At 72.5% G+C, this 24,237-nt stretch carries 15 protein-coding genes and 4 pseudogenes; 9 read left to right on the top strand and 10 right to left on the bottom strand.

Annotation, left to right across the window (positions count from 1 at the left end; genetic code table 11):
• Nucleotides 1-15 precede the first annotated feature (15 nt).
• Nucleotides 16-1,335, bottom strand: coding sequence for a hypothetical protein (locus ACN28G_RS21765; RefSeq protein ID WP_421480230.1), 1,320 nt, complete (start codon nt 1,333-1,335; stop codon nt 16-18).
• 320 nt (nt 1,336-1,655) lie between these two features.
• Nucleotides 1,656-2,033 (bottom strand): annotated as a pseudogene (locus tag ACN28G_RS21760) (WhiB family transcriptional regulator); the annotation flags it as partial.
• A 250-nt stretch (nt 2,034-2,283) separates the two neighbouring features.
• Here ACN28G_RS21760 and ACN28G_RS21755 point away from each other — a divergent pair.
• Together ACN28G_RS21755 and ACN28G_RS21750 are read left to right on the top strand one after the other, a co-directional pair.
• Nucleotides 2,284-2,719: pseudogene (locus tag ACN28G_RS21755) on the top strand (helix-turn-helix transcriptional regulator); the annotation flags it as partial.
• A 203-nt stretch (nt 2,720-2,922) separates the two neighbouring features.
• Nucleotides 2,923-3,126: pseudogene (locus ACN28G_RS21750) on the top strand (response regulator transcription factor); the annotation flags it as partial.
• Nucleotides 3,127-3,334: 208 nt separating this feature from the next.
• Here the strand turns inward: ACN28G_RS21750 and ACN28G_RS21745 are convergent.
• Nucleotides 3,335-3,745: a DUF5319 domain-containing protein gene (locus ACN28G_RS21745; protein ID WP_091443749.1), complete on the bottom strand. Its 411-nt coding sequence runs from the start codon at nt 3,743-3,745 to the stop codon at nt 3,335-3,337.
• Between the two features lie 197 nt (nt 3,746-3,942).
• Between ACN28G_RS21745 and guaB the strand changes: the two genes are divergently transcribed.
• Together guaB and ACN28G_RS21735 are read left to right on the top strand one after the other, a co-directional pair.
• A complete protein-coding gene (gene guaB, locus ACN28G_RS21740; RefSeq protein ID WP_091443745.1) occupies nt 3,943-5,505 on the top strand; it encodes an IMP dehydrogenase in 1,563 nt (520 codons plus the stop codon).
• A 30-nt stretch (nt 5,506-5,535) separates the two neighbouring features.
• Entirely contained in the window at nt 5,536-6,654 is a 1,119-nt protein-coding gene (locus ACN28G_RS21735; RefSeq protein ID WP_091443742.1) for a GuaB3 family IMP dehydrogenase-related protein, read from the top strand.
• A 98-nt stretch (nt 6,655-6,752) separates the two neighbouring features.
• On the opposite strand, the gene ACN28G_RS21730 is transcribed toward ACN28G_RS21735, so the two are convergent.
• Both ACN28G_RS21730 and ACN28G_RS21725 read right to left on the bottom strand, forming a co-directional pair.
• A complete protein-coding gene (locus tag ACN28G_RS21730) occupies nt 6,753-10,037 on the bottom strand; it encodes a ThuA domain-containing protein (RefSeq protein WP_091443739.1) in 3,285 nt (1,094 codons plus the stop codon).
• Between the two features lie 247 nt (nt 10,038-10,284).
• The gene (locus tag ACN28G_RS21725; protein ID WP_091443737.1) at nt 10,285-11,427 is read right to left on the bottom strand and encodes a sugar phosphate isomerase/epimerase family protein; all 1,143 of its coding nucleotides are present in this window, start codon (nt 11,425-11,427) and stop codon (nt 10,285-10,287) included.
• A gap of 572 nt (nt 11,428-11,999) precedes the next feature.
• Between ACN28G_RS21725 and ACN28G_RS21720 the strand changes: the two genes are divergently transcribed.
• Nucleotides 12,000-13,472, top strand: coding sequence for a M1 family metallopeptidase (locus ACN28G_RS21720; RefSeq protein WP_421480229.1), 1,473 nt, complete (start codon nt 12,000-12,002; stop codon nt 13,470-13,472).
• A 59-nt stretch (nt 13,473-13,531) separates the two neighbouring features.
• Here the strand turns inward: ACN28G_RS21720 and ACN28G_RS21715 are convergent, their stop codons facing one another.
• A complete protein-coding gene (locus tag ACN28G_RS21715; RefSeq protein WP_421480228.1) occupies nt 13,532-14,644 on the bottom strand; it encodes an LCP family protein in 1,113 nt (370 codons plus the stop codon).
• Nucleotides 14,645-14,835: 191 nt separating this feature from the next.
• Here ACN28G_RS21715 and guaA point away from each other — a divergent pair, with 191 nt between their 5' ends.
• Nucleotides 14,836-16,392 (top strand): glutamine-hydrolyzing GMP synthase, encoded by a 1,557-nt coding sequence (gene guaA / locus ACN28G_RS21710; RefSeq protein WP_421480227.1) that lies wholly within the window; start codon nt 14,836-14,838, stop codon nt 16,390-16,392.
• 6 nt (nt 16,393-16,398) lie between these two features.
• On the opposite strand, the gene ACN28G_RS21705 is transcribed toward guaA, so the two are convergent.
• Complete coding sequence (locus ACN28G_RS21705) at nt 16,399-16,785, bottom strand: PspC domain-containing protein (RefSeq protein WP_091447334.1); 387 nt, start codon at nt 16,783-16,785, stop codon at nt 16,399-16,401.
• Nucleotides 16,786-16,954: 169 nt separating this feature from the next.
• Between ACN28G_RS21705 and ACN28G_RS21700 the strand changes: the two genes are divergently transcribed.
• The 3 genes from ACN28G_RS21700 (at nt 16,955) to ACN28G_RS21690 (ending at nt 20,297) form a co-directional block, all read left to right on the top strand.
• Nucleotides 16,955-17,902 (top strand): NUDIX hydrolase, encoded by a 948-nt coding sequence (locus tag ACN28G_RS21700; RefSeq protein WP_091443722.1) that lies wholly within the window; start codon nt 16,955-16,957, stop codon nt 17,900-17,902.
• A gap of 125 nt (nt 17,903-18,027) precedes the next feature.
• Nucleotides 18,028-18,993 carry an NUDIX hydrolase gene (locus ACN28G_RS21695; RefSeq protein ID WP_421480226.1) on the top strand — a complete coding sequence of 322 codons (966 nt, stop codon included), beginning with the start codon at nt 18,028-18,030 and terminating at the stop codon, nt 18,991-18,993.
• Nucleotides 18,994-19,343: 350 nt separating this feature from the next.
• On the top strand, nt 19,344-20,297 hold the full coding sequence (locus ACN28G_RS21690; RefSeq protein WP_091443715.1) for a CDP-alcohol phosphatidyltransferase family protein: 954 nt from the start codon (nt 19,344-19,346) through the stop codon (nt 20,295-20,297).
• A gap of 100 nt (nt 20,298-20,397) precedes the next feature.
• Here the strand turns inward: ACN28G_RS21690 and ACN28G_RS21685 are convergent, their stop codons facing one another.
• The 3 genes and pseudogenes from ACN28G_RS21685 to ACN28G_RS21675 all read right to left on the bottom strand — a co-directional run bounded on the left by ACN28G_RS21685 (nt 20,398) and on the right by ACN28G_RS21675 (nt 24,161).
• On the bottom strand, nt 20,398-21,651 hold the full coding sequence (locus ACN28G_RS21685) for a phosphatidylserine decarboxylase (RefSeq protein ID WP_091443712.1): 1,254 nt from the start codon (nt 21,649-21,651) through the stop codon (nt 20,398-20,400).
• 342 nt (nt 21,652-21,993) lie between these two features.
• Nucleotides 21,994-22,251: pseudogene (locus ACN28G_RS21680) on the bottom strand (hypothetical protein); the annotation flags it as partial.
• On the bottom strand, nt 22,248-24,161 hold the full coding sequence (locus ACN28G_RS21675) for a PspC domain-containing protein (protein ID WP_091443709.1): 1,914 nt from the start codon (nt 24,159-24,161) through the stop codon (nt 22,248-22,250). The gene ACN28G_RS21675 and the pseudogene ACN28G_RS21680, both read right to left, overlap by 4 nt.
• Between the last annotated feature and the right edge of the window lie 76 nt (nt 24,162-24,237).

The following is a 24,237-nucleotide window of genomic DNA, read 5'->3' as shown; positions in this document are numbered from 1 at the left end:
GGGCGGCTGGCCGGTTCAGTCGACGGGGAGTGTGTCGAAGGGCGGCGGCGGGCCGAGGTAGGCGACCTCCGGATCCAGCAGCACCGACCAGGCCGGTCGGTAGGCCGCCGCCCGACGCTCCACCTCGGGTCGCAGGTGGCTGCGCCAGGGCCCGCCCCGGTCCTCGTGCGGGATCCAGCGGGGCCACGAGTCGTAGCACCGGGTCACGGTGACCCCGTCGGCGCTGGCGGCGACGCGGAGGAAGATCCAGCAGCCGTACGCCGGGTCGGCCTCGGCCTGCCGGAGCCGACGGACCAGGTCACCGGCCTTTCGGAAGGCCGCCCAGTCGTCGTCGCCGGGCCGGCCAGCGGGTGTCGCCCCGTCCCGGTGCTGGCTCAGTGAGGTGTCGGTGACCTGGAAGGACAGCGTGGACGGGGCGCGATCGCGGGCCCATTCGATCAGCGCGGTCAGCTCCAGGGTGGGCGCGGGGACCGGGCGGGGGGTCTCCTCGGCCTGCCGCATCGCCGTCCATACCAGGCGGTCGTGCTGGTCCTCGCTGAGCCGCCGGATCCGCCGGGGTGGAGGCCCGGCCGCCGCCGGCACCACCGGCCGGACACCGTCCGCCCGGAGCCCGGCGCGGGCGGCCACCGCGAGACCGGCGGCCAGGTCAACCCCGCCGGTCGCCCCAGGTCCGCTGTCGGCCGGGCTGGTCGCCCCAGGTCCGCTGTCGGCCGGGCCGGTCGCCCCAGGTCCGCCGTCAGCCGGGCCGGTCGGATCGATCCGGCCGAGTAGCCCGGCCAGCACCACCCCGTCGAGTACGCCGCCGGCAGCGGCGTCGAGCAGGCGACCGGCCGCCACCGCCACCTCGGCCCGCTCCGTCGGGAGGTCCGCCGGCTGGTGACCGCCCCAGGAGAAGACCACTTCGCCCAGTTCCTGCCGGGCGCGGGCATCGTCGAGGACGGCACCGGCGGTCTCCGGCAGGCCGTCGGCCACCTGCGACTCGGGGTACGGCACCCGGGACCAGTGGCCGCCGTCGTACCAGTAGACGTAGCCGAGCTGGTCGTCGGCGGCGTGCCGGACCAGCTCCGGCCAGGGCAGCCAGCCGGGCGCCCCGGCGAGCAGGTCCAGGGGTGGACTCAGGCCGGCGGTGTCGCTGTACTCGTGGTCGTAGCCGAAGAGGACCGCCCGGCCACCCTCGACGAGCACCAACCGGGCCCAGTTGCCGCCGTGGTCGTCATGGTGGGCGCCGTCGGCGTCACACCAGTACACATCGGGGTGGCCGAGGGCGGTCAGGGCGGCGGCGAGCGCGCCCCAACGTGCCCAGAGCAGGTCTGGTGCCGCGATGTCGATCCGCATCCGCCGGATCCTGGCAGGCGTCACCCGCCACCGGACGGGCGGGGTGGGTTCGGACCGAGTCCAGCGCCGGCAACCCTGGACGCAAGGAAGGGCCCCTTGTTAACGGCCTGCGGTGAGAGGGGTTCCCTTCTCTACCGAAGGCGTTAACAAGGTGCCCTTCCTTACAGGTGGGGCGGGTGGGTGGTCGGTCAGGCGACGCTGCGCTGGCTGGGCACGGTGGCCTGGCCTGACAGGTTGGCCTGGTTGGGCAGCGTGGCCTGGTTGGGCAGTGGGGTCGGGCCCGGCAGCGGTGCCGCGTTGGCGAGCGAGGACTGGCCGGGCAGCGTGGCCTGGGCCGGCACGGTCGACTTGTGGGCGCTGCCGAGGCGGGCCTCCAGCCGGGCGACGTCGACCCGCGCGTGCCGGCGGTCGGCCAGGTCCTCCCAGCCCATCGCGAGCAGGCGCAGCCGCTCGGACTCGCTGAACCCGCCCCAGACGCCGTACGGCTCGCGCACCGACAGGGCGTGCGCGGCGCACTCGGCGCGGACCGGGCAGGCCCGGCAGACCGACTTGGCACCGGACTCGCGCCGCAGGCGGGACGAGCCACGTTCACCGTCGGGGTGGAAGAACTGGGCGCTGTCCCGTCCTCGGCAGGAGCCGAGTCGCTGCCAGTCCCACAGATCGACGATGGGTCCGGGCAGTCTACGTACGTTGGACATCAGCACCCCTCCTTCCGCGCGGCACCGCGCGTTCCTTCTGCCGGGCCCCGGGCGGCGGGCCGCGCTGGCGCACCGTCCCCGGCTTGACACCACCGGTACCCGAATGACTCACCACTCACACGTCTGTGATCGAAAACCCGAAACGACTTGCGGCATATGACCGATAAGTCCGAAAAGTTGGGAGGATTGCCGGGAACCTCCTCCCGAGGCGACCCCGCCATGGTCTGCTCGTGTGCGGAGAGGAGACACAGTGCGTACCGTTCTCGTGTGCGTTCGGACACCGCTCGCCGCCCAGCATCTGATCGCCGCCGCGGCGCGTCTCGGCCTGACCTCGATCGTCCGGACCGCCGTCTCCGATTCCGAGGCGATGCTGCGGCTCGCCGAGCGGCCGGCGGACGTGGTGTTGGCCGACACGGCGCTTACCCGACCGGACAGCGCCGGCTTCGTCCGCCGGGTGCTCGCCCGTGCCCCGCAGGCCGCCGTGCTGCTGCTCGGTGCCGAGGAGGCGGAGGCGGCGGCGGCCACCATCAGCGCCGGAGCCCGGGGCCTGATCCAGGGCACCGACCACGATCTGACCAGCGCGGTGACCAAGGCGTTGCTGCTGCTCTCCGTACCTGGTCGGGCGACCCGTAGCCGGGTGACCGATCCGGTCCGGGACACCGCGACCGTCGGCGGCTCGACCCGGGTCGACGGCCGGGGCCCGACGGCCGCGCCGCCGCCGGCTGCCGGCACCGGGCCTACCCAGTCGAGGCCGGGTGAGAACCCGGCCGGCAGCCCCGGCGTGGTACCCGTGCAGCGGGGGGACGACGAGGGCGAGGCCGCCGAGGAGGGCACCCAGGGGGAGGCGACGCCAAGCCGGCAGCGGCCCGGGTCGACGGGGCGGACGGCCCGGAACCCGGTGGGGCTCACCGAGCGGGAGCTGCAGGTGCTCTTCGGCATGGCCGAGGGCAAGAGCAACGCCGAGATCGGCCGGGAGCTGTTCGTCTCCGAGGACACCGTGAAGACCCACGCCCGCCGGCTGTTCCGCAAGCTGGGTGCCCGGGACCGGGCCCATGCGGTGGCCGCCGGCTTCCGTGCCGGCCTGGTCGCCTGACCCGACAACGGCCGCAAACCGTCACCCGGCGGACACCCGTCACCCGGCGGACACCCGTCACCCGGCGGACACCCGTCACCCTGCGGACACCCGTCACCCGGCGGACACTGTCAACCGGGGGGCGCTGTCAGCCCACGGTCGGCCGGGGCGGCTCAGCCCCACAGCCCGCGAGGGCGGCTCAGCTCACCGTCGGCCGGGCCGGGACGGATCAGTCGGTGCTCTCCGGCTCGTCGTCGGTGCCCTCGGTCAACGTGTCGTGCACGCCGTCGGCGTAGCCCCGGGCGTAGTCCCAGGTGACGTAGTGGTCCGGGTCGGGGTCGAACGCCGGCTCGTGCACCCGGGGCCGGCCCGAGCTGAGCAGGTGCCGCAGGTTGCCCCGGAGCAGGTCCCAGTCGAAGTAGTGCGGCTCGCGGCAGTCCTCGCACTCGATGACCAGCCCACGGACCCCGATCGGCGCCAGCAGCGCCTGGTAGATCTCCAGGTCGGCCAGGTCCTCCAGCACGTCCTGCCGCTCGACCTCGGTCAGCGGGTCGAGCGGGGCGTCGTCGCCCGGATCGTGCAGCCCGGCAGCGGGATCGGCCGGGTCGCCGTTGAACGGGTCGATGGGCTCCTCGTGCACCTCCTCACCGTAGACCCAACCTCGGCTCGATGCTCTCCCCGGGCAGGTACGGCGACGTGGAGTGCCGGCACCCCGCCGCCGGCCCGGGGCCCGCAGGTCACTGGGTACGATGAACCGACGTGTCGCCGCCGCTGCGGGCCCGTACCGCCCGCGCGCCACCTCGCTGAAGCCCGTTCGAGCAGCTCAGGGGAGCAATCGTGGAGAATTCGCCCAGCACCGATCTTCCGGCCGACGCCGATCGAGGCGAGCTGGGCGGCCATCTTCCGGAGCTGCCCGCCGGGTCGGCGCGGGTGGTGCCGCTCGGGCTGACCTTCGACGACGTGTTGTTGCAGCCGGGCGAGTCGGACGTGGTGCCCAGCCGGGTCAACACGGTCACCCGGCTCACCCGCAACGTGCGGCTCACCGTGCCGCTGCTGTCCAGCGCGATGGACACGGTCACCGAGGCGCGGATGGCCATCGCGATGGCCCGGCAGGGCGGCATCGGCGTGCTGCACCGCAACCTTTCCCTGGAGGACCAGGCGCTCCAGGTCGACCTGGTCAAGCGCTCCGAGTCCGGCATGATCACCAACCCGGTGACGGCCAGCCCCGACGACACGCTGGCCGAGGTCGACCAGCTCTGCGGGCGGTACCGCATCTCCGGTGTGCCGGTGGTCGACGGTGAGGGGCAGCTGGTCGGCATCGTCACCAACCGCGACATGCGGTTCGTCTCCGAGCCGGCCACCCCGGTCCACCAGATCATGACCCGGACGCCGCTGGTCACCGCCCCGGTCGGGGTGAGCAAGGACGAGGCGCTGGCCCTGCTGCGCCAGCACAAGGTGGAGAAGCTGCCGATCGTCGACGACTCGGGTCGGCTGCGCGGGCTGATCACGGTCAAGGACTTCACCAAGAGCGAGCAGTACCCGGAGGCCAGCAAGGACGACGCCGGCCGGCTGCGGGTCGCCGCCGCGATCGGGGTCGGCGAGGACGCGTACAAGCGGGCCCGGGCCCTGGTCGACGCGGGCGTGGACGTGCTCATCGTGGACACCGCGCACGGCCACCAGCGGGCGGTGCTGGAGATGGTCCGCCAGCTCAAGAAGGACGTCACGATCGACATCGTCGGCGGCAACGTGGCCACCTACGCCGGGGCCAAGGCCCTGGTCGACGCGGGGGCTGACGGGGTGAAGGTAGGTGTCGGCCCGGGGGCCATCTGCACCACCCGGATCGTCGCCGGGGTCGGCGTGCCGCAGATCACCGCGATCATGGAGGCGGCCCGCGCCGCCCGCCCGGCCGGCGTGCCGGTCATCGCCGACGGCGGCATCCAGTACTCCGGCGACATCGCCAAGGCCCTGGTGGCCGGGGCGGACACGGTGATGCTCGGCAGCCTGCTGGCCGGCTGCGAGGAGAGCCCCGGCGAGCTGATCTTCGTCAACGGCAAGCAGTACAAGGCGTACCGGGGGATGGGCTCGCTCGGCGCGATGCAGTCCCGGGGCCAGGCCAAGTCCTACTCGAAGGACCGCTACTTCCAGCAGGACGTGCTCAGCGACGACAAGCTGGTCCCGGAGGGCGTGGAGGGCCAGGTGCCCTACCGGGGACCGCTGTCCCGGGTGGCCCACCAGCTCATCGGCGGGCTGCGGCTCGCCATGGGGTACGCCGGCGCGGAGAACCTTCCCGACCTGCACACCCGGGGCCAGCTCATCCGGATCACCGCGGCCGGGCTCAAGGAGAGCCACCCGCACGACATCCAGATGACCGTCGAGGCGCCCAACTACCACACCCGCTGACCCCACCACCCCCAACCACCTGGAGTCCCCATGCGTGACGTGGTCGAGATCGGGCTGGGCAAGACCGCGCAGCGCGGTTACCACCTGGACGACATCGCCATCGTGCCGAGCCGGCGTACCAGGGACGTCGACGACGTCTCCACCGCCTGGCAGCTCGACGCGTACCCGTTCGGCATCCCCTGTGTCGGGCACCCCTCGGACGCGACGATGAGCCCGGCCTCGGCGGTCCGGCTCGGCCAGCTCGGCGGGCTCGGCGTACTCAACGTCGAAGGGCTCTGGACCCGGTACGAGAACCCGACCAAGGTGCTGGAGGAGCTGGCCGGCCTCGACGAGGAGGCCCGCGCCACCAAGCGCCTCCAGGAGGTCTACGCCGAGCCGATCCGCCCCGACCTGATCGCCGAGCGGGTCCGCGAGCTGCGGGCCGGTGGCGGTACGGTCGCCGTCCGGGTCTCCCCGCAGCACACCCTGGCCCTGGCCCCGGTGATCCTGGACGCCGGCGTGGACATCCTGGTCATCCAGGGCACCCTGGTCTCCGCCGAGCACGTCTCCACCACCGACGAGCCGCTGAACCTCAAGGAGTTCATCGCCGACCTGGACCTGCCGGTCATCGTCGGCGGCTGCACCGACTACAAGACCGCGCTGCACCTGATGCGGACCGGCGCGGCCGGGGTGATCATCGGCATCGGCGGCGACGAGTGGTCCACCACCGAGTCGGTGCTCGGCATCCGGGTGCCGATGGCCACCGCGATCGCCGACGCGGCGGCGGCCCGCCGGGACTACCTCGACGAGACCGGTGGTCGGTACGTCCACCTGATCGCCGACGGTGACCTGCGGACCTCCGGCGACATCGCCAAGGCGCTCGGCTGCGGCGCCGACGCCGTGATGCTCGGTGAGCCGTTGTCGCTCTGCGCGGAGGCCCCGGCCGGTGGTGCCTGGTGGCACTCGGCGGCCAGCCACCCGTCGCTGCCCCGGGGTGCGTTCGAGGTGGCCGGTGAGCCGCTCGGGGAGATGGAGCGGGTGCTCTTCGGCCCGGCCGACGAGCCGGACGGCCAGCTCAACCTCTTCGGCGCGGTCCGGCGGGCGATGGCCAAGTGCGGCTACCGCGACCTGAAGGAGTTCCAGAAGGTCAGCCTGGTCCTGGACCGCTGACCGCAGGTCCGCCGGGCGTCGGCCGGGCGGACCGCGACACGAAGGAGCCGGCCCCGCCTTTCGGCGGGGCCGGCTCTTTGCGGCTTACCTCAGGAGGATCAGCCCTCGTTGAAGTTGACCCAGTTCAGGTTGAACAGGGCACTGGTCGGTCCGCCCTCGACACTGCGGAAGACCAGGTACAGCGTGTGCGATCCGGTCGGCTGGTCCACCGCGACGTTGGTCTCGACGAACGCGTTGTTACCCGCCGTCGCGTTCAGCGTCGCCGAGCCGACCAGCGGCCCGTCCGGCGCGTCGAGCCGCAGCTCCACCGCGGCCCGGGGCTGGCCGGCGGTGGCGGCCGAGCCACCGGAGTGGCGCAGCGTCACGGAGTTGACGTCACCCAGGTTGATCGGCCGGAAGGCGATGTGGTCGCCCGGGTCGATCCCGTTGACGTGCTGCCCACCACCGGTGTCGTTGGTGTTGGCCAGCGTGACGCCCTGCTTGATCTGGGCGAACTCGGCCTGCTGACGGTTGGTCTGGACGATCGCCTGACCCACCTCGGTCAACGCGCCCTGGCCGCCGCCACCGAGGTCGGTGTAGGAGGCGCTGATTCCGCCGTACAGGTAACCACCGGCGTGGTCGGCGCCGTCGGCCGGGCTGGGGATGGTGCCGGTGCAGCCGGTGGTGGAGCCGTCCGGGTGGCCGTGGTCGTCGTGGCCGAGGACGAAGGTGACGGTGACCCGGCTGCAGTCGATCTCGCCGTCCTCCGGGTCGGTGACGGTGACCACGAACGGGATGTCGTCACCCCAGGAGAAGAAGCTGCCCGACACCGGCGAGGTGACCGTCACCGTGGGCGCGGTGTTGCCGACCGTGATCTGCCGGGTCAGCACCGCGGTCTTGCCGCTGGAGTCGGTCACCGTCAGGCGGGCCGTGTAGGTGCCGTTCTGGGTGTAGGTGAACGAGGTGACCGGGTCGGCCGAGTCGACAGTGCCGTCGCTGGTGAAGTCCCAGGCGTAGGAGATCGACTCACCCGGGTCCGGGTCGTAGCTCTCGGTCGCGTCGAAGTTCACCGTCAGCGGGGCCTGACCCGAGGTCGGGCTGGCCTCGAGATCGGCCACCGGGGCCCGGGTGCCCTTGACGTACCGGACCACCGAGAGCGCGGCGTCCGGGTTGGCCCGGAAGAAGCCGTCGCCGTACTCCAGGACGTAGAGCGAGCCGTCCGGACCGAACTCCATGTCCATCGGGTTGTCGAAGACGACGCCCGGGAGGAACTCCTCCACGTCGAACAGCCGGTCCCGGCCGTTGGTCCGCATCATGTAGATCTTGTCGCGGGTGAACTCACCGAAGACCACGGCGTTGTCGTAGTACTCGGGGAACTTGACCTCGGACTCCAGGTCCTTGTCGTAGGAGTAGATCGGCCCGCCCATCGGGCCGACGCCGCCGGTGCCGATCACCGGCCACTTGAAGTCACAGGCCTGGGCCGGGGTCTGCAGGTACGCCTCGGGGCACGGGGTGGTGGCGTTGAAGGTGTACCAGAACTGCACCGGCTCGACCTTCGGCAGCTCCCGCAGACCCGTGTTGCGCGGCGAGTCGTTGATCGGCGCGGCGCAGTCGAAGGCGCCCTTGGGGGTACGGGTGGCGAAGTCGAAGTCGATGTACGGCAGGTCCGGGCTGTTGCAGTACGGCCAGCCGTAGTTGCCCGCCTTGTTGGTGGCGATCCACCGGCCGGTGCCCTCCGGGCCACGGTCCGGGTTGGGGAGCCGGGCGTCCGGGGAGTAGTCGCCGATGTACAGGAAGCCCTCGGCGGAGACGTCGAACCGGAACGGGTTGCGCAGACCCATCAGGAAGATCTCCGGGCGGGTCTTCTCGGTGCCCGGCGGGAAGAGGTTGCCGCGCGGGATGCTGTACGTCCCGTCGTCCTTCATCTTGATCCGGATGACCTTGCCGCGCAGGTCGTTGGTGTTGGCCGAGGAGCGCTGGGCGTCGTACGCCGGGCCCTGGGTGGGCATCTCCAGGATCGGGGAGTACTGGTCCGATCCGCTGGCGTTGGTGTCGTCACCGGTGACCAGGTACAGCAGGCCCTTGCCGTCGAACTTGATCTCACCGGCGACGTGGCAGCAGGCGCCCCGGTCGGTGTCCACCCGCAGGATCTGCTGCTCGGTGGTCAGGTCGAGGCGCGGGGTCGGGTCCTCCACCCACTTGACCCGGGAGAGCTGGTTGTAGCCCTTGTACGGGTCCCAGGTCGTCGGATCGTCGGAGGTGGCCGGCGCGGTGCCCTCGTTCGTGCCCGGGATCTTGGGCGCGTAGTAGATGTAGACCCACTTGTCCTTGGCGAAGTCCGGACCGATGGTGACGTACTGGAGACCGTCCTCGTCGTGGGTGTACACCGGGATGGTGGTGATCACCGGGCTGGCGCCGGTGGCCGGGTCGTAGAGCCGGACCTCACCGCCACGGGTGCTGTGCAGCACCCGGCCGTCGGGCAGCACCGACAGGTTCATCGGCTCGCCGGGCTGGTCGTTGAGGACGACCTTCTCGTAGTTGCCGTACACGGTGGCACCGCAGTCGCCCTCGACCACGCCGGCGGCCCAGCGGATGCCGCCGAGGATCTGCTTGCGGAACGGGTTGTACCGGTAGGTCTCGGGGGTGTGGCCGAGCCCGGTGTAGAACGAGCGTCCGCCCTGGTAGTCCTGGCACCAGGTGATCGGGTGGTCGAAGCCCATCGAGCCACCGGTGTAGCTCTTCTCGTCGACGGTGGCCAGCACGTGTGCCTTGCCCCGGACGTTGGCGGAGAAGTTGTACCACCGGTCGGTGTGCTGGAGCTGGCGCGGGAGCGTCTCGGTGGCCGGGTGCGCCCGGTCGTCGACGTCGATCAGCGCCTCGGCGACCGCCGACGCGCCGGTGGCCTTGGCCCCGACGAGGTTCTGGTAGAACTCCCAGTCAGGCTCGGTCTCGGCGGCGGCGTGTACGCCGACGAAGCCACCACCGGTCTTGATGTACTCCTCGAACGCCGCTTCCTGCGTGGAGTTCAGGATGTCACCGGTGGTGTTGAGGAAGACCACCGCGCGGTACTTGTTCAGCTCCTCGGTGGTGAAGAGGGCGGCGTCCTCGCTCACCGTGGTGGTGAAGCCGTTGTTCTTGCCCAGGTTGCGCAGCAGGAGCGAGCCGTCCTTGATGGACGCGCGACGCTCACCGGCGGTCTTGGTGAAGACCAGGACCTGGAAGTCCTCTGCCGGCTGCCGGACGTCGGAGCGGAGCGCGGCCGGGCCGTTCTCGGCGGCGACCATGTCCTCCGGCGGCGTGGCGGCCTCCGGGTTGGCGGCGGCGGCGTTGGGCGGGACGAGTGAGGCGGTGAGCATGAACCCAGCGGCGATGGCGAGCCATCGTCGGCCGGTCGTGTGTTTCATGGTTCCTCCGGGGGTCGGCAGGCGCGCGGGATCACCGGCGATACCGCCGGTGGCGCGGGTGCGAGAGGGGTGAACCTCGGATGGGGTTCGGTGCCGCCGCCGTGCGGCACGGGGTGTGGTTCGGTGCCGCCGCCGTGCGGCACGGGACAGGACCCACGCGTGCCGCCGACGGCGCGGATCCGTACCGGTGGCTGGGCCGACCGGTCACCCGGGCGGGGGCCGGCGTGCGCCGACCCCCGCCGGGACGTCACTTCTGCAGGTAGATGCTCAGGTCGGCCATGTTCTCGTAGCTCTTGGCCGCGAAGTCCAGCGACTGACCCCGGTTCTCGGTACCGCCCGGGGCGGTGTCCATCTCCCAGTTGGCGTGGTGGAAGTGCCGCTCGCCGATGGTCTGGAAGAACTGCTGGAAGTTGATGTCGCCGTCGCCGAGCGGCGTCATCTCGTACCCGTTGGCCAGGTCGGTACGGCGGTCGCCGTCCTTGGCGTGGAACAGCGGGAACCGCTTGGTCCGGTCGGCCACGTTGAGGATCGGGTCGAAGAGGCTGGTCTTCTCCACCCCGTTCGCGTTGATGAACTTGGTGTGCTTGAACCGGGCCACGTAGGCCCAGTAGATGTCCAGCTCGAAGAAGACGTAGCGCGGGTCGGTCTGGCCGAAGAAGTACTCCAGCCGGCGGATGCCGGAGGACCGGGTCTGGCGGCCCGAGGAGTCCCGGGGGCCGGCGTCGAGCAGGAAGCTGTACTCCGCGTCGTGGTTGTGCGTGTACAGCCGCATGCCCCGGGCCTTGGCCTGGCGGCCCAGCTCGTTCCAGACGTCGGCGGCGGCGTCCCAGTCGGCCTTGTAGGCGCTGTTGGTCGGGGCGCTGCCGGTGCCGATGTTCTTCATGCCCAGCGTCTCGGCGATGTCGAGCTGCTGCTGGAAGCTGGTCGCGTTGATGGAGGTGTGGCAGCCGTTGGCGACCAGGCCGTTGTCGTCCAGGATCTTGCGGATCTCGGCCGGGGTGATCTGCCGGCCCAGGATCTCGGTGCTCTGGTTGAAGCCGGCGAACTCGATCTCCTTGTAGCCGATCTCGGCCAGCCGGGCGAGGACCCGCTCGAAGCCGTACGGCACGCCGCTGTCGTCAGGTGCGGCGGAGATCCGGTCCCGCACCGAGTAGAGGATGATGCCCCGGTTGGTCGGCGGGATCAGCGGCGCGGCCCGCAGACCGCTGCTGCCGGCGTCCGGGTCGCTGCCCTTGGCGGCGCCGAGGGCGGGGGCGGCGGTGCCGAGGACCGGCAGGCCGACGGCGCCGATCGCGGCGGCGGCACCGGCGGAGGCGGCCAGCAGCCGGCGGCGGCTGAGCCGGCCGTCGGGGGTTGTGGTGAACGGGTCGTGAGCGGGCTGGTCCGGCATTTCTGCACCTTCCGTGACGGCCAGAGCCGTCGAGCGTCCGTGACGGCCGGAGCCGTCGAGGGGTGTTCAGCAGCTGTACGGCGGACAGGTCGAAGGCGCCGCCGAGCGCCGTCCGGTCCCTGGAGGTGTCCGGTGGGGACCATCGGTCCGCGATGTGGTTGACAAGGTGGTGGTCCACGCCGCCGCCACGGGTGGACGCTCGCCGCCCCGGGGGATGGGGCGACCAGGTCGGTGAACCAGGTCGTCGTAGCGCGTCCGAGTAGAGTGTTGCGTCCGCGTTACATCTTGGGGACAGACCATAGCCACGGCCGGCTGCGAAAAGAAAGGCTCCATTGGAGCAAACTTTTGTCTTTCCTGACGAAAGCCTGTTCACCGGTGGTACGGATGCTGACGACTGCCACGAATCGGACCGTCGACTATGCCGCGTGACGGCTCCGTCACCGCACCCGGCGGCTGCCGGTGGAAACCGGCCCCGGCCTGGCCGGTCCCGCGCCGCAGCCGGCACCGGGGTCACTAGGCTGACCCGGACCGACGTCACCGCCGACGCGGGTGTGCCGCCAGGGGAGGATTCGATGGGAGTTCCACGGCTGGACGGCAGCCCCGACGCACCCGCGAAGCGCGGGTGCGCCCTGCTGCTGGTCGGCGCGCTCGTCCTGAGCGGCTGTGACTCGGCCCCCGAGCAGGACGAGCGACCGGCCCCGACCACCTCGTCGGCTGCGTCGCGGGACTTCGAACCCGGTGCCGCCGGGGCCGGCGACGACTACTTCCCCACGTACGGCAACGGCGGGTACGACGTCGGGAAGTACACCGTGCGGGTCCGCTACGACCCGTCGCGGGACGAGCTGAGCGGCACCACCACCGTGCAGGCCACCGCCAGCGCCAACCTCTCCGCGTTCAACCTCGACCTGGCCGGCCTGACGGTCCGGAAGGTGACCGTGGACGGTGCCGAGGCCAAGCACTCCCGCACCGACAACGAGCTGGTCGTCACCCCGGCCACCGGGTTGACCGCCGGTAACGGCTTCGTCGCCGAGATCAGCTACGACGGCAAGCCGGCCCCGATCGACAACGAGGTCCTCGGCGAGGGTGGCTGGCTGCACACCTCCGACGGTGCCATCGCCCTCGGCCAGCCCGAGTCGGCGAGCACCTGGTTCCCGGTCAACGACCACCCGTCGGACAAGGCGACGTACGACTTCGAGATCACCGTGCCGGACGGGCTGACCGCGGTCAGCAACGGCGTGCCCGGGGGCAGGACCAGCGCGGACGGCTGGACCACCTGGAAGTGGGCCGAGCGGGTGCCGATGGCCAGCTACCTGAGCACGGTGGTGATCGGCAAATTCCGGCTGACCACCGGCGAACACAAGGGACGCCCGGTGTACCACGCGGTCAGCACCAAGCTGCCCAAGGGCGCGCCCGACCGGTCGATCGCGGCCACCGTCGAGGTCGCCGACTACCTGGAGACCGTCTTCGGGCCGTACCCGGTGCAGGCGTACGGCGGGGTGGTCGTCGCCGACGAGCGGATCCGCTACGCGCTGGAGACACAGAGCCGCCCGGTGTACGGGGCGAGCTTCTTCAACCGGGGCGAGAACACCGAGGTCGTCGCGCACGAGCTGGCCCACCAGTGGTTCGGCAACAGCGTGGCGCTGGCCAGGTGGTCCGACATCTGGCTCAACGAGGGCTTCGCCACCTACGCGGAGTGGCTCTGGGTGGAGCACGACGGCGGACGCAGCGCGCAGCAGACCTTCGACGCCCGGTACGCCGGGGCGTCCGCCCAGGTCTGGCGCACCCCGCCGGGCCGGCCCGGCCCGGAGAACCTGTTCAGCGAGTCGGTCTACCAGCGCGGCGGGATGACCGTGCACGCGCTGCGGCTGGCCGTCGGCGACGACGCCTTCTTCCGGATCCTCAAGGCCTGGCCGGAGGAGAAGCGCGACGGCAACGCCACCACCGACGAGTTCGTGGCGCTTGCCGAGCGGATCTCCGGCAAGCAGCTCGACGACCTCTTCGACGCCTGGCTCTACGGCACCCAACGCCCCCCACCCCCGAAGTAAGGAAGGGCCCCCGCTTAACGCCTACGGTCGAGAGGGGAACCCCGCTCACCGTCGGGGGCTCAGTTGGTCACCCGCAGCTTCGGATGGTCGGCGAGGTACTCCTGGACCCGGCCGGCGCGCAGCTCGGTGAGGAACGACCGGCCGACGTCGGTGAGCTGCTCGCCCCGGTAGCCGCTGCCCTTGCCGACCGAGTCGCCGGGCAGCCCGACCAGGGTCAGCGCGTCGGGCGGCAGCGCACCCAGGGCGTACGCCACGTCCACGATCCGCGGGCCGCCGGTGTAGATCAGGGTGTCGCCGAGGGCGGCGACCACCTGCTCCACCCGGTCCGGCTGCCGGGCCAGGCCCTGGTCGTAGATCTTGGTCACCAGGGCCCGGATCAGCTGCTGCTGGTGGCGTTGCCGGGCGTAGTCGCCACCGGTGATGTACCGCTGGCGGGCGTAGTCGATCGCCTGCCAGCCGTTGAGGTGCCGCTCACCCTTCTCGTAGACCATCTGCGGGCCGACGTACCCGCCGGGACCGGGATCCCGGTGCTTGCCGTCGGGCTTGCGGTGCAGCGAGACGGTCCGCTGGTCGATGTAGAGGTCCACCCCGCCGAGGGAGTCCACCAGCTTGTCGAAGCCGTTGAAGGTCAGTACCGCCCCGGCGTCGACGCGCAACCCGGTGTAGTCGGTGACCGTCCGGCGCAGCAGCTCGTACCCCTGGGCGGTGTCGGGTCGCTCGCGCCTGCCCGGCACCCGGCTGCCGTAGCTCATCGCGTGGGTGAGTTTCGTCCGCCCGCCCCGGTAGCCGGCGACCGGGTAGGCCGGGATGTCGACCAGCAGGTCGCGGGGGAGCGAGAAGAGGTACGCCCGGTCGAGTGCCCGCTCGACGTGCAGCAAGAGCACGGCGTCGGCGTGCGGTTCCCAGTCGGGCACGCTGACCCGGGTGTCCACCCCGACGATCAGGAACGTCAACGGCCCGGTCAGGTCGGCACCCGGTGGCGGCGTCGGGCTGGGCGTGGGTGACGGCGTCGGGGTACCACCCGGGCCGACGGTGGGCCGGGCGGTGCTGTCGCCGGACCCGCCGACCAGCCGGGCGGTGACCACCGTGCCGGCCGCGAGCAGGGCGACCACGGCCAACGCCGCGAGCCCCACCCACCACCGCCGGTGGGACGACCAGACCTGGTACGCCACCGGGCCTCCTCTCCGGTACGGGCGCGGCAGCGCCCCCGGCGTCGAGGTTCCCCCGCGCCCAACCGACATGATCGCCCGAAAACCGCCACGGTGGGGTGCTGCTTTCGCAGAACCAGGGTCAGGACGCCACCGTTTCCCCGATCCGACGCCACCCGCCACCCGGGGAACGGCTGTGGGTAGGCTTTCTCGCCATGAGCACGCCTCGCCCTGTCCTGGTGGTGGACTTCGGAGCCCAGTACGCCCAGCTCATCGCGCGGCGGGTACGTGAGGCGCGGGTCTACTCCGAGATCGTCCCGCACTCGATGCCGGTCGCCGAGATGCTGGCCAAGGATCCGGCCGCGATCATCCTCTCCGGCGGCCCGTCCAGTGTCTACGCCCCCGGTGCCCCGCGGATCGACGCCGACGTCTTCACCTCGGACGTGCCGGTCTTCGGCATCTGCTACGGCTTCCAGGCGATGGCGCAGGCGCTCGGCGGCACGGTCGCCCGGACCGGCAACCGGGAGTACGGCGGCACCCCGCTGCGTCCCCGGCTGCTCGACCCCGGGGTGCTGCTCCGGGACCTGCCGGCGGACCTGCCGGTCTGGATGAGTCACGGCGACTGCGTGACGGAGGCCCCGGCGGGCTTCACGGTGACCGCCGAGTCGGCGGGCGCGCCGGTGGCGGCCTTCGAGGACCTGGCCGGTCGCCGGGCCGGGGTGCAGTTCCACCCCGAGGTCGGGCACACCGCGCACGGCCAGGAGATGCTCACCCGCTTCCTGTACGACATCGCCGGCATCGAGCCCACCTGGACGCCGGAGAACATCATCGACGAGCAGGTGGCCCGGATCCGGGCGCAGGTCGGCGACAAGGAGGTCATCTGCGCTCTCAGCGGCGGGGTGGACTCCGCGGTCGCCGCCGCGCTTGTCCACCGGGCCGTCGGTGACCAGCTCACCTGCGTCTTCGTCGACCACGGGCTGCTGCGTGCCGGCGAGGCCGAGCAGGTGGAGAAGGACTACGTCGCGGCCACCGGGATCAAGCTGAAGGTGGTCGACGCGGCCGACCGGTTCCTCGGTGCGCTGGCCGGGGTGACCGACCCGGAGCAGAAGCGCAAGATCATCGGCCGGGAGTTCATCCGGGTCTTCGAGGCCGCCGCCCGGGAGGTCGCCGCGCACGGCGACGTCGAGTTCCTGGTGCAGGGCACCCTCTACCCGGACGTGGTGGAGTCCGGTGGCGGCACCGGCACCGCCAACATCAAGAGCCACCACAACGTCGGCGGGCTGCCTGAGGATCTGAAGTTCGCCCTGGTCGAGCCGCTGCGTACGCTCTTCAAGGACGAGGTCCGCGCGCTCGGCCTGCAACTGGGCCTGCCCGAGGCGATGGTCTGGCGGCACCCGTTCCCCGGCCCCGGGCTGGCCATCCGGATCATCGGCGCGGTCGACCAGGAGCGGCTCGACCTGCTCCGCCAGGCCGACCTGATCGCCCGCGAGGAGCTGACCGCCGCGGGCCTGGACCGGGGCGTCTGGCAGTTCCCGGTGGTGCTCCTGGCCGACGTGCGCAGCGTCGGGGTGCAGGGTGACGGGCGCAGCTACGGGCATCCCGTGGTGCTGCGCCCGGTCTCCAGCGAGGACGCGATGACCGCCGACTGGTCCCGGCTGCCCTACGAGGTGGTCGCGAAGATCTCCACCCGGATCACCAACGAGGTCGCCGAGGTCAACCGGGTGGTGCTGGACGTGACCAGCAAGCCGCCGGGCACCATCGAGTGGGAGTGACCACCGTCAGCCGGCCGGCGGCACCGGCGCGGTAGCCGCCGACGGTGGGGTGGTGGCTGCCGGCGGCGCGGCCGGCGGGTCGTGCGGTGACTGCCCGAACGGGCCCGGGGTGGGCCACTGCGGCGGGCCCGTCGGGTGTGGCGCGGTGCCCGTCTGGTGCGGCCAGGCGGGCGCGCCCGCCGGCTCCTCGGGCATCAGGAACCACATCACCGGGTACGCGAGCGCCGCGACACCGGCGGTGAGCAGGGTCGCCACGGCGAAGACCACTCGGATCAGCGTCGGGTCGACGGCGAAGTAGCGGCCGACCCCGCTGGCCACCCCGGCCAGCATGCGGTCGGTCGTCGGGCGTCGGAGTTGCTTGTACGGGGGCTGAGGTGCGTGCGTCGAGGTCATGTCTCCACGGTCCACGCCGGCAGCCGGGCCGACCTCGGTGAAGGCCCGGATCCCGACCCTGAGTGGTCCCCGACGTGCCATACCCTGAATGATCCTCAATGCCGAGGTTAGAGTCAGGAATCCGACTCTGTTCCGCTGCGGTAACGCCATCCGGGGAGAATTTCCCCCCGTGACCACCTTGCTGGAGCCGCTCCGCAGGATCGCGGCATACGCAGTTTGTGCTGATTCCCTCGGCCGAGTGTTGCTGGTCCGCGCATCGGAGCGCTCCGGCACCCCCGGCACCTGGTCGTTGCCCGGTGGAGCCGTCGACCACGGCGAGGACCCGAACCACACGGTCGTCCGGGAGACCGCCGCCGAGACCGGCCTCTCCGTCGCCGTCTCCGGCCTGGCCGACGTGCTGGCCGACATGCGGGCGCTGGCCGACCGCGGCATCACCATCCACACCGACCGGCTGATCTACCGCGTCTCGGTGCGCGGCGGCACGCTCACCGAGCGGGTGGACCGCCCGACCGACCTGGTCCGCTGGGTGACCCTCGACGAGGCCCGGCTGCTCCCGCTACGGTCGTTCACCGCCCGCGCGCTGGGCCTGCCCGCCTCCTCGGCCGACGTGGTGCCCGACGAGGCCCCCGAGTTCCCCTCCTTCTACGCCGTGCCCGGCCCCGACGGGCTGCACCGGGCGCAGCGTTTCGCCGCGTACGCGGTGGCCACCGACCCGGCGGGCCGGGTGCTGCTCACCCGGGTCTCCGACGGTTACCCCGGCGCCGGTTGCTGGCACCTGCCCGGCGGCGGCACGGACTACGGCGAGCAGCCGGGTGCCGCGCTGATCCGGGAGCTGGTCGAGGAGACCGGGCAGACCGGACGACTCGTGGAGCTGCTCGGGGTCGCCAGCCACCGGGACGCCGCCTCACTCGGCCCGGAGGGCTACCCGATCGACTGGCACGGCGTCCGCGCCTTCTACCGGGTGATGGTCGACCAGCCGGCGCCCTGCGCCGTCACCGACGTCGGTGGCTCCACCTGCGAGGCGCGCTGGTTCGCCCGGGAGGAGCTGGGTGCGCTGCCCACCACCAGCCTGACCGAGGTCACCGCCGAGGCCGTCCAGGCCGCGCAGCTCACCTGACCCCCTCCCCGCCCGTCCCCACCCTCCCTGCCCGCCGGTCGGGGAGCGGACCGGGCGGCACGCCGGCCTCGACCCTGGTTAGCCTCTTGAGCGACGGGGCGGGACGGGCGGGGAGGGTTGCACCGATGGAGTCGGTTCGGCGGATCGGGGCGTACGGGCTGGTACGCGACGGTGACCGGGTGCTGCTGGTCCGGGGCTCGGCCCGGTGCCACTTTCCCGGCGTGTGGCAGCTGCCCGGTGGTGGACCGCGGCACGCCGAGCACCCGGCGCACGCGCTGGTCCGCAGGGTCGCGGAGGAAACCGGCCTCACCGTCCACGTGCTCGGGCCCCGGGCCGCCGTCGCGGACCTCGTCCGGCTGCCGGACCGCACCTGCCACGTCGACCGGATCCTCTTCGACGCCGAGGCCGGCCCCGGCGTACTGCGCGTGGATGCCGACGGCGGGGTGGCCGAGGCCGCCTGGTTCACCCCGGACGAGGCGGGCCGGGTGCCGCTGATGCCGTTCACCGCCGACCTGCTCGGCCTGCCCGTCACCGCGCTGCCACCGCCGGTGCCACTGCCACCGCCGGTGCCGGTGAGTGCCGGGGCGGGGCGGGACGTGGCCGACCAACGGCAGCGTTTCGCGGCGTACGGGCTGGTCACCGACCCGGCCGGACGGATCCTGCTCACGATGATCGCCGAGGGGTACCCGAGTGCCGGCCGTTGGCACCTGCCCGGTGGCGGTACCGATCACGGCGAGCAGCCGGTCACCGCGCTGCTGAGGGAGTTGGTCGAGGAGACCGGCCAGTTCGGGCGGGTGTTGGAGCTGTTGGACGTGGACAATCTGCACGACCCGGCGGCGGTCGGTCCCGAGGGCCGGCCGCTGGACTGGCACGGCGTCCGGGTGGTCTTCCGAGTGATCATCGACACCCCGACCGAGGCGGTGGTGACCGAGGCGGCCGGCGGCTCGACGGCCCGGGCCGCCTGGTTCACCCCGCAGCAGGTGGGCGGGCTGCGGCTGACCGGAGTCGCCAGCCGGGCGATCGGGGGACACCGGACCCGGCGTACACCCGACAGGCCGATCTGGCCCACCTCCGGTAGAGTCGGCAGGTGAAAGTTGTTGGTGAAAACGGGCTTTTTGCCGCGAACATCGGTCCGATCACCGTGGACACCAGCGCGAAAACCGGGCAGGTTGCCCGACAGGGGAAGAACTGAGCGGTTCGTGCGGTTACGGGAGGTATAAGTACCGCCGGCAGCTATCGCCAACCGCCGTTCCCTGTGCGATTGTGTACTCCGCTGAAACGGCTGCCGGGCCAGAAGAAGGTCCGGCACGAGACAGCCGGACACCCGCCCCCCGTGGCGGTGAGCCGATCCGGTGATGGAGGAACAGTGCCGAGAGCCCCCTGGCGCCGGCGTCGTACGACTGACAGTCCGCGCCCCGCAGGACGTCGTTGGGCGGGCCCGTTGCGCCGCAGCAGCACGTTCGCCCGACAGGTGCTGCTGGTACGGGTCGGTCGTCAGAACGGTGACCCGTCCGGCAGCACGGACCTGATGCTGCCCGAGCCGCGTCATCTCGAACGGTCACGTCGCCGCTACGGTCTGGGCCGCTACCCGCGGACCGAGACCACAACCGTCCCGCCGCTGGACACCGAGGCGACAGCCGTCGCGCCGGTCAGCCCGGCCCTCGCGCCCAGCACACCGGTCGACGACGAGTCGCCCGCGATCTCGATCCCGCTGCTGCCCGGTGCCCGCACCACCAGCCGTCGGATGAAGTTCGCGCTTGTCAACGCGTGCACCCTGGCCAGCCTGATGCTCGGCATCACCGCCATCTTCGTGGCCATGCAGGGCGACGTACGCATCGCGGCGGCGCTCCTGATCGCCTGCGTGGCCTTCGACGGCCTCGACGGGATGCTGGCCCGCAAGCTCGGTGTCGCCAGCCCGTTCGGCGCTCAGATGGACTCGCTGGCCGACATGTGCTCCTTCGGTCTCGCCGCGCCCGTGGTGGTCTACGCCTCGCTGGCCGGCTCGGCGCCCATGCCGGCCGCCGCGGTGGCCGCCGCTCTCGTCGCCGCCTGCGCGGCGATCCGGCTCGCCCGGTTCAACGTCTCGCCGAAGGACGGCCGGTTCTTCTGCGGGGTGCCCACCACGATGGCCGCCGCCGTCATGGCGCTCGCGGTCCTGATCGGCCTGCCGGTGCCGGCCGTGGTGCAGGTGGCCGGGGTGGCGGTGCTGGCGTTCACGATGGTCTCCAGCTTCCCGTACGCCAAGCTCGCCCGGCTGGTCAAGCTGCCGCCGTGGGTGTTGCTGGTGCCGGTGACCGGTGCGCTGATCGATGTCCGGCTCACCTTCGCCCTGATCGTGGTGGGCTACCTGGCCAGCGGCCCGCTGCTCTGGCTGCACCAGCGCCGGGCGGCCTGAGCACCCGGCTGCGCCAGCGCCGGGCGGCCTGAGCCGACGACGACCCTGACGCCGAAGGGGGCACCGCGCGAGCGGTGCCCCCTTCGGCGTCCTCGCGGTCTCAGCGCCAGCGGGCGACGACCGTGGATCCGCCGATCACCTTGTCGCCGGGGCCGACCAGCGGCTCGGCGGCCTCCACCGGCAGGTAGACGTCGGTCCGGGAGCCGAACCGGATCAGCCCGAACCGCTCACCCCGGGCCAGCAGCGCGCCGACCGGGGCCCGCTGCACGATCCGACGGGCGATCAGGCCGGTACGCTGCGCCACCACCACCGTGCCGCGTTCGGTGTCAAGCACCGTGTACGCGGCGACGTTGTGCTCCGCCTCCGGCTTCATGGCATTGGCGAAACCGCCGTCGGCGACGAAGTAGTCGACCACCTTGCCGGCCACCGGGGAACGGTTGACGTGCACGTCCAGCACCGACAGGAAGACCGCGACCCGGAGCCACTCGCCCGGGCCGAACCGCTCGTCGTGCAGCCGCTGTACCGAGAGGACCCGGCCGTCGGCGGGGGCCACCACGGCGGTGGGATCCTCCGGCACGTCCCGCTCCGGATCCCGGAAGAAGGCGGCCACCGGCCCGGCGGCCAGCGCCGGCACCAGCCACAGCTTCGACTTCGGCCGGGTCAGCCGGGCCACCGCCGCCAACCCGAGGGCGATCCCGGCCGCCGCCACCCCGTTGGAGTCCAGGTGCATGCCGCGGGTCAGCGGCACGCTCGACGGTCGGTACGCCGGGGCGAGCTGGGCGGCCTGACCGACCGCGGCAGGCGTGAAACGCAACCGGTACACCCGTACCGGCGGCGGGTTGCGCAGCACCAGGTCGACGCCGACGCCGAAGAGGACGCCCTGCCGGTCCAGCTCGTCGGCCGCACCGTCGGTACGTCCCGGCCCGGCGGGCACCGCCAGGCAGAGCACCGCCCCGTCGGCCAGGTACTTGGTCAGGCTGTCGACGACACCGCGGGCCTCGTCGGCGGTGCCGGTCAGCGGCTCGGCCGCGATGACCACCTCGGCGGCGTCGGCCTCGGCGAGGGTGTCCACGACGCGTACCCGGTCGGCGACCCAGCGGCCCTGGGCCGCCACGTGCTCGCGCAGCTCGGCACCGGTGACCGTGGCGGCGGGTACGACGGTGAGCTGGTCGCCGGGGAGCAGCGACTCGAACGCGGCGGCGAGAACCGCGGCTCCCGGGGTCGCGCCGACCAGCAGGGCGGGCTTCGGGTCGTTGCGGCGGGCGAGCTCGGTGACGAGGGTACGGGCGGCTCGCTCGCCGACACGGACCGGACCGGACCGGCCGGAGGTGGGCACGGCGGGGAACTGGGTCATCGTGGACGGGCTCCTGACGGGGTAGCGGAGGGCGATCGGGGCGGTGCGGCCCGGTGACGCGCACCGAGGGACTGCGGCGAGATCTCCTCAGGCCAGCATAGGCGGCTCGGGACAGCGGCAGTACCGCCGTGGTCAGCCACCCGGTCGGTCCTGGCCCGGCCGGTGGTCCTGGCCCGGCCGGTGGTCCGGGGCCCCGGTGGACGGATCGGCGGTTACGGCCGCGACCGGATCACCGTCCGCGACCGGATCACCGTCCGCCACTGGATCACCGTCTGCCGTCGGTCCGCCGTCCGCCGTCGGTCCGGTGCCGTCACCGACCCCCGTCGGTCCGGTGGCGTCACCGCCCTCCGTCGGGTCGGCCCCGTCCTCGACTCCAGGCGCCGCCGGAGAGGCCGGAGCCGGTGGGGCTGCCTGGGGGCGCCCCGAGCGCAGCGCCCCGATCAGGCCGAGCACGCCGATCAGCAGCAACGCCCCGGCCAGGAACCAACCGATCGCCGGTACCGCGAAGCCGAGCAGCTGGGCGAGCAGCCACCAGGCCGCGACACCCAGGAAGATCAGCCCGAAGGCGAGACTGATCAGATCGGTACGGTGTGCCTTCACCGGGTCACCTCCAGATTGCCGGCGTTGACGTGCACGTAGAGGCGCAGCGTGCCGCCGCCCGCGCCGTCCCCGCCGAGGTCGGTCGTCTCCCGGGGGCGGCCGTTCACCCCGGCGGAGCGCTGCCCGAAGACGACGGCGTCCCCGGCCTTCACGTCGGCCACCACCGTGACGTCCACCTCCGGTGGCACCACCACCGTGGCCTCACCGAAATTGATCGACATGGTGACCTCCGTGTCCCGCCCCTCGAAGTCGATCGCGCGTAGGTCCAGCACGGCGTCGCCGAAGCTGTTCTCGTACCGGTTGGCCAGCTCGCGGTGGTCGGCGGGCGACCAGGTGACGTTCCCGTCGACACCGCGGATCCGGTCGTAGGACTCGGCGAGGGTGACGAAGCCGAGCGCTGCCGCGGTGACCAGCCCGAGAGCGATCAGCCAGCGGGCCCGGCCGAACCAGGTGCCGACCAGCAGGCCGCCGCCGATGGTGGTCAGGGCGGCCGCGAAGTACGCCGACGCGCCGACCTCGATGGCCCCGGCCAGGTCGAGCACACCCACCACACCCAACGCGAGGAAGATCAGCGAGAAGGTGGCGGCGCCCAGCCGGGACCGTTCCCGGGGCCGTTTCGGCCGGCGGGGCGGTGGTGCGGCGGGTCGGGGTGCCCCCGGGTACGGCCCGGCGTACGGCCCGTGCGGCGCGAACGGCGGCCGGTAGCCACCGGAAGGTGGCGGTGGTGGCCCGTAGCCACCGGAAGGTGGCGGTGGTGGTCCGTAGCCACCGGGAGACGATGGTGGTCCGTAGCCACCGGGAGGTGGCGGTGGCCCGTAGCCGCCGGCGGGCACCGCTGGTCCCTGACCACCGGGAGCCAGCAGCGCTGATCCGGAACCGCCGGCGGGCACCGCTGGTCCGTGGCCGCCGGAAGCCGGCAGCGCTGATCCGGAACCGCCGGCAGGTGAGGGCGCTCCGGAGCCGACGGCCGCTGGCAGTGGTGGGCGACCAGGACCATCGGCCGGCGGTGGCGAGGGGTACGCCGCCGGACCGTACGCACCCGGCAGCGACGGCCGGTGCCCGGCCGGCGGGTGCGGCGGTGGCGGATAACCACCCGGAGATGCCGACCAACCCCCCGGTTGCGGCAGCGGTGGAGTTCCCGGACGGCCACGTGCCGGTGGCCGCGGTGGCCATGCCGGCGCCGTGCCGGCGGGCTGGCCGAAGGGGTGCGCAGGACCTGTCGAGGGCATGGCGGCTCCGCCTGGGGGCAGTGGGTGCGACCCGCTCGTGGGAAAGGCGGTCGGGTCGCCGGTGGGCACGGGGGTGTGCCGGGGCAGTGGGCCCGGGGCGGTCGTCGCCGGGGCGAACGGTGCCGGGTGACCCACCGGGTACTCCGGCGGGGCGGCCCCGCGTCGGTCCCGGTTGAGCAGCAGCGCCCCGCCGACCAGGATCGTCGCGCCGAGCAGCACGGCCCGGAACGCGTCGGTGACGATGTACCCGAAACTCACCGCGACCAGGATGCTCAACACGATCACGGTGACCGGGGACATCGCGGAGCGGCCGCGGCCCAGCATCGACTCGACCGGACTGGCGGTGTCGCCCTCGCCCGGGATGACCAACCAGGCCGCGACGTAGATCAGGATGCCGATGCCGCCGAAGAAGCCGAGCACCGCCAGCAGTACCCGCCAGAGCACCGGGTCGGTGTTGGTGGCCCGGCCGACCGCCGCACAGACCCCGGCCAGGTAACGCCCGTCGTGCGGGCGGACCAGGCCGTACCGGGAGGTGAAGCCGGCAGTGCCGAACGGGGGGACGGACCGGTCGTCGCCGGGCCCCGGCGCGCCGTACCCGGGTGGCGGTGGGCCGGGTGACGGCGGCGGGCCGGGCGGCGGTGTCGTCCCGGGGTGGGAGGACGGAGCGGCTTCCTCGGTCATAGCCACGATCCTGCTCGCCGGGGAGGCCGGGCGGCCTCCGGTGGCGACCCTGACCCCACCCTGATATCCGCCGAGG

Source organism: Micromonospora sp. WMMA1923 (assembly GCF_049179195.1).
Classification (GTDB): domain Bacteria; phylum Actinomycetota; class Actinomycetes; order Mycobacteriales; family Micromonosporaceae; genus Micromonospora; species Micromonospora yangpuensis.
Note: the sequence above shows the minus strand (reverse complement) of the source record. Positions and strands in the feature narration are given on the sequence as shown.

Excerpts from the sequence above, each read along its gene's own strand:
- ACN28G_RS21765 (WP_421480230.1), bottom strand. The coding sequence starts at position 1,335 with ATGCGGATCGACATCGCGGCACCAGACCTGCTCTGGGCACGTTGGGGC.
- ACN28G_RS21735 (WP_091443742.1), top strand. The coding sequence starts at position 5,536 with ATGCGTGACGTGGTCGAGATCGGGCTGGGCAAGACCGCGCAGCGCGGT.
- ACN28G_RS21730 (WP_091443739.1), bottom strand. The coding sequence starts at position 10,037 with ATGAAACACACGACCGGCCGACGATGGCTCGCCATCGCCGCTGGGTTC.
- ACN28G_RS21725 (WP_091443737.1), bottom strand. The coding sequence starts at position 11,427 with ATGCCGGACCAGCCCGCTCACGACCCGTTCACCACAACCCCCGACGGC.
- ACN28G_RS21720 (WP_421480229.1), top strand. The coding sequence starts at position 12,000 with ATGGGAGTTCCACGGCTGGACGGCAGCCCCGACGCACCCGCGAAGCGC.
- guaA (WP_421480227.1), top strand. The coding sequence starts at position 14,836 with ATGAGCACGCCTCGCCCTGTCCTGGTGGTGGACTTCGGAGCCCAGTAC.
- ACN28G_RS21705 (WP_091447334.1), bottom strand. The coding sequence starts at position 16,785 with ATGACCTCGACGCACGCACCTCAGCCCCCGTACAAGCAACTCCGACGC.
- ACN28G_RS21695 (WP_421480226.1), top strand. The coding sequence starts at position 18,028 with ATGGAGTCGGTTCGGCGGATCGGGGCGTACGGGCTGGTACGCGACGGT.
- ACN28G_RS21685 (WP_091443712.1), bottom strand. The coding sequence starts at position 21,651 with ATGACCCAGTTCCCCGCCGTGCCCACCTCCGGCCGGTCCGGTCCGGTC.
- ACN28G_RS21675 (WP_091443709.1), bottom strand. The coding sequence starts at position 24,161 with ATGACCGAGGAAGCCGCTCCGTCCTCCCACCCCGGGACGACACCGCCG.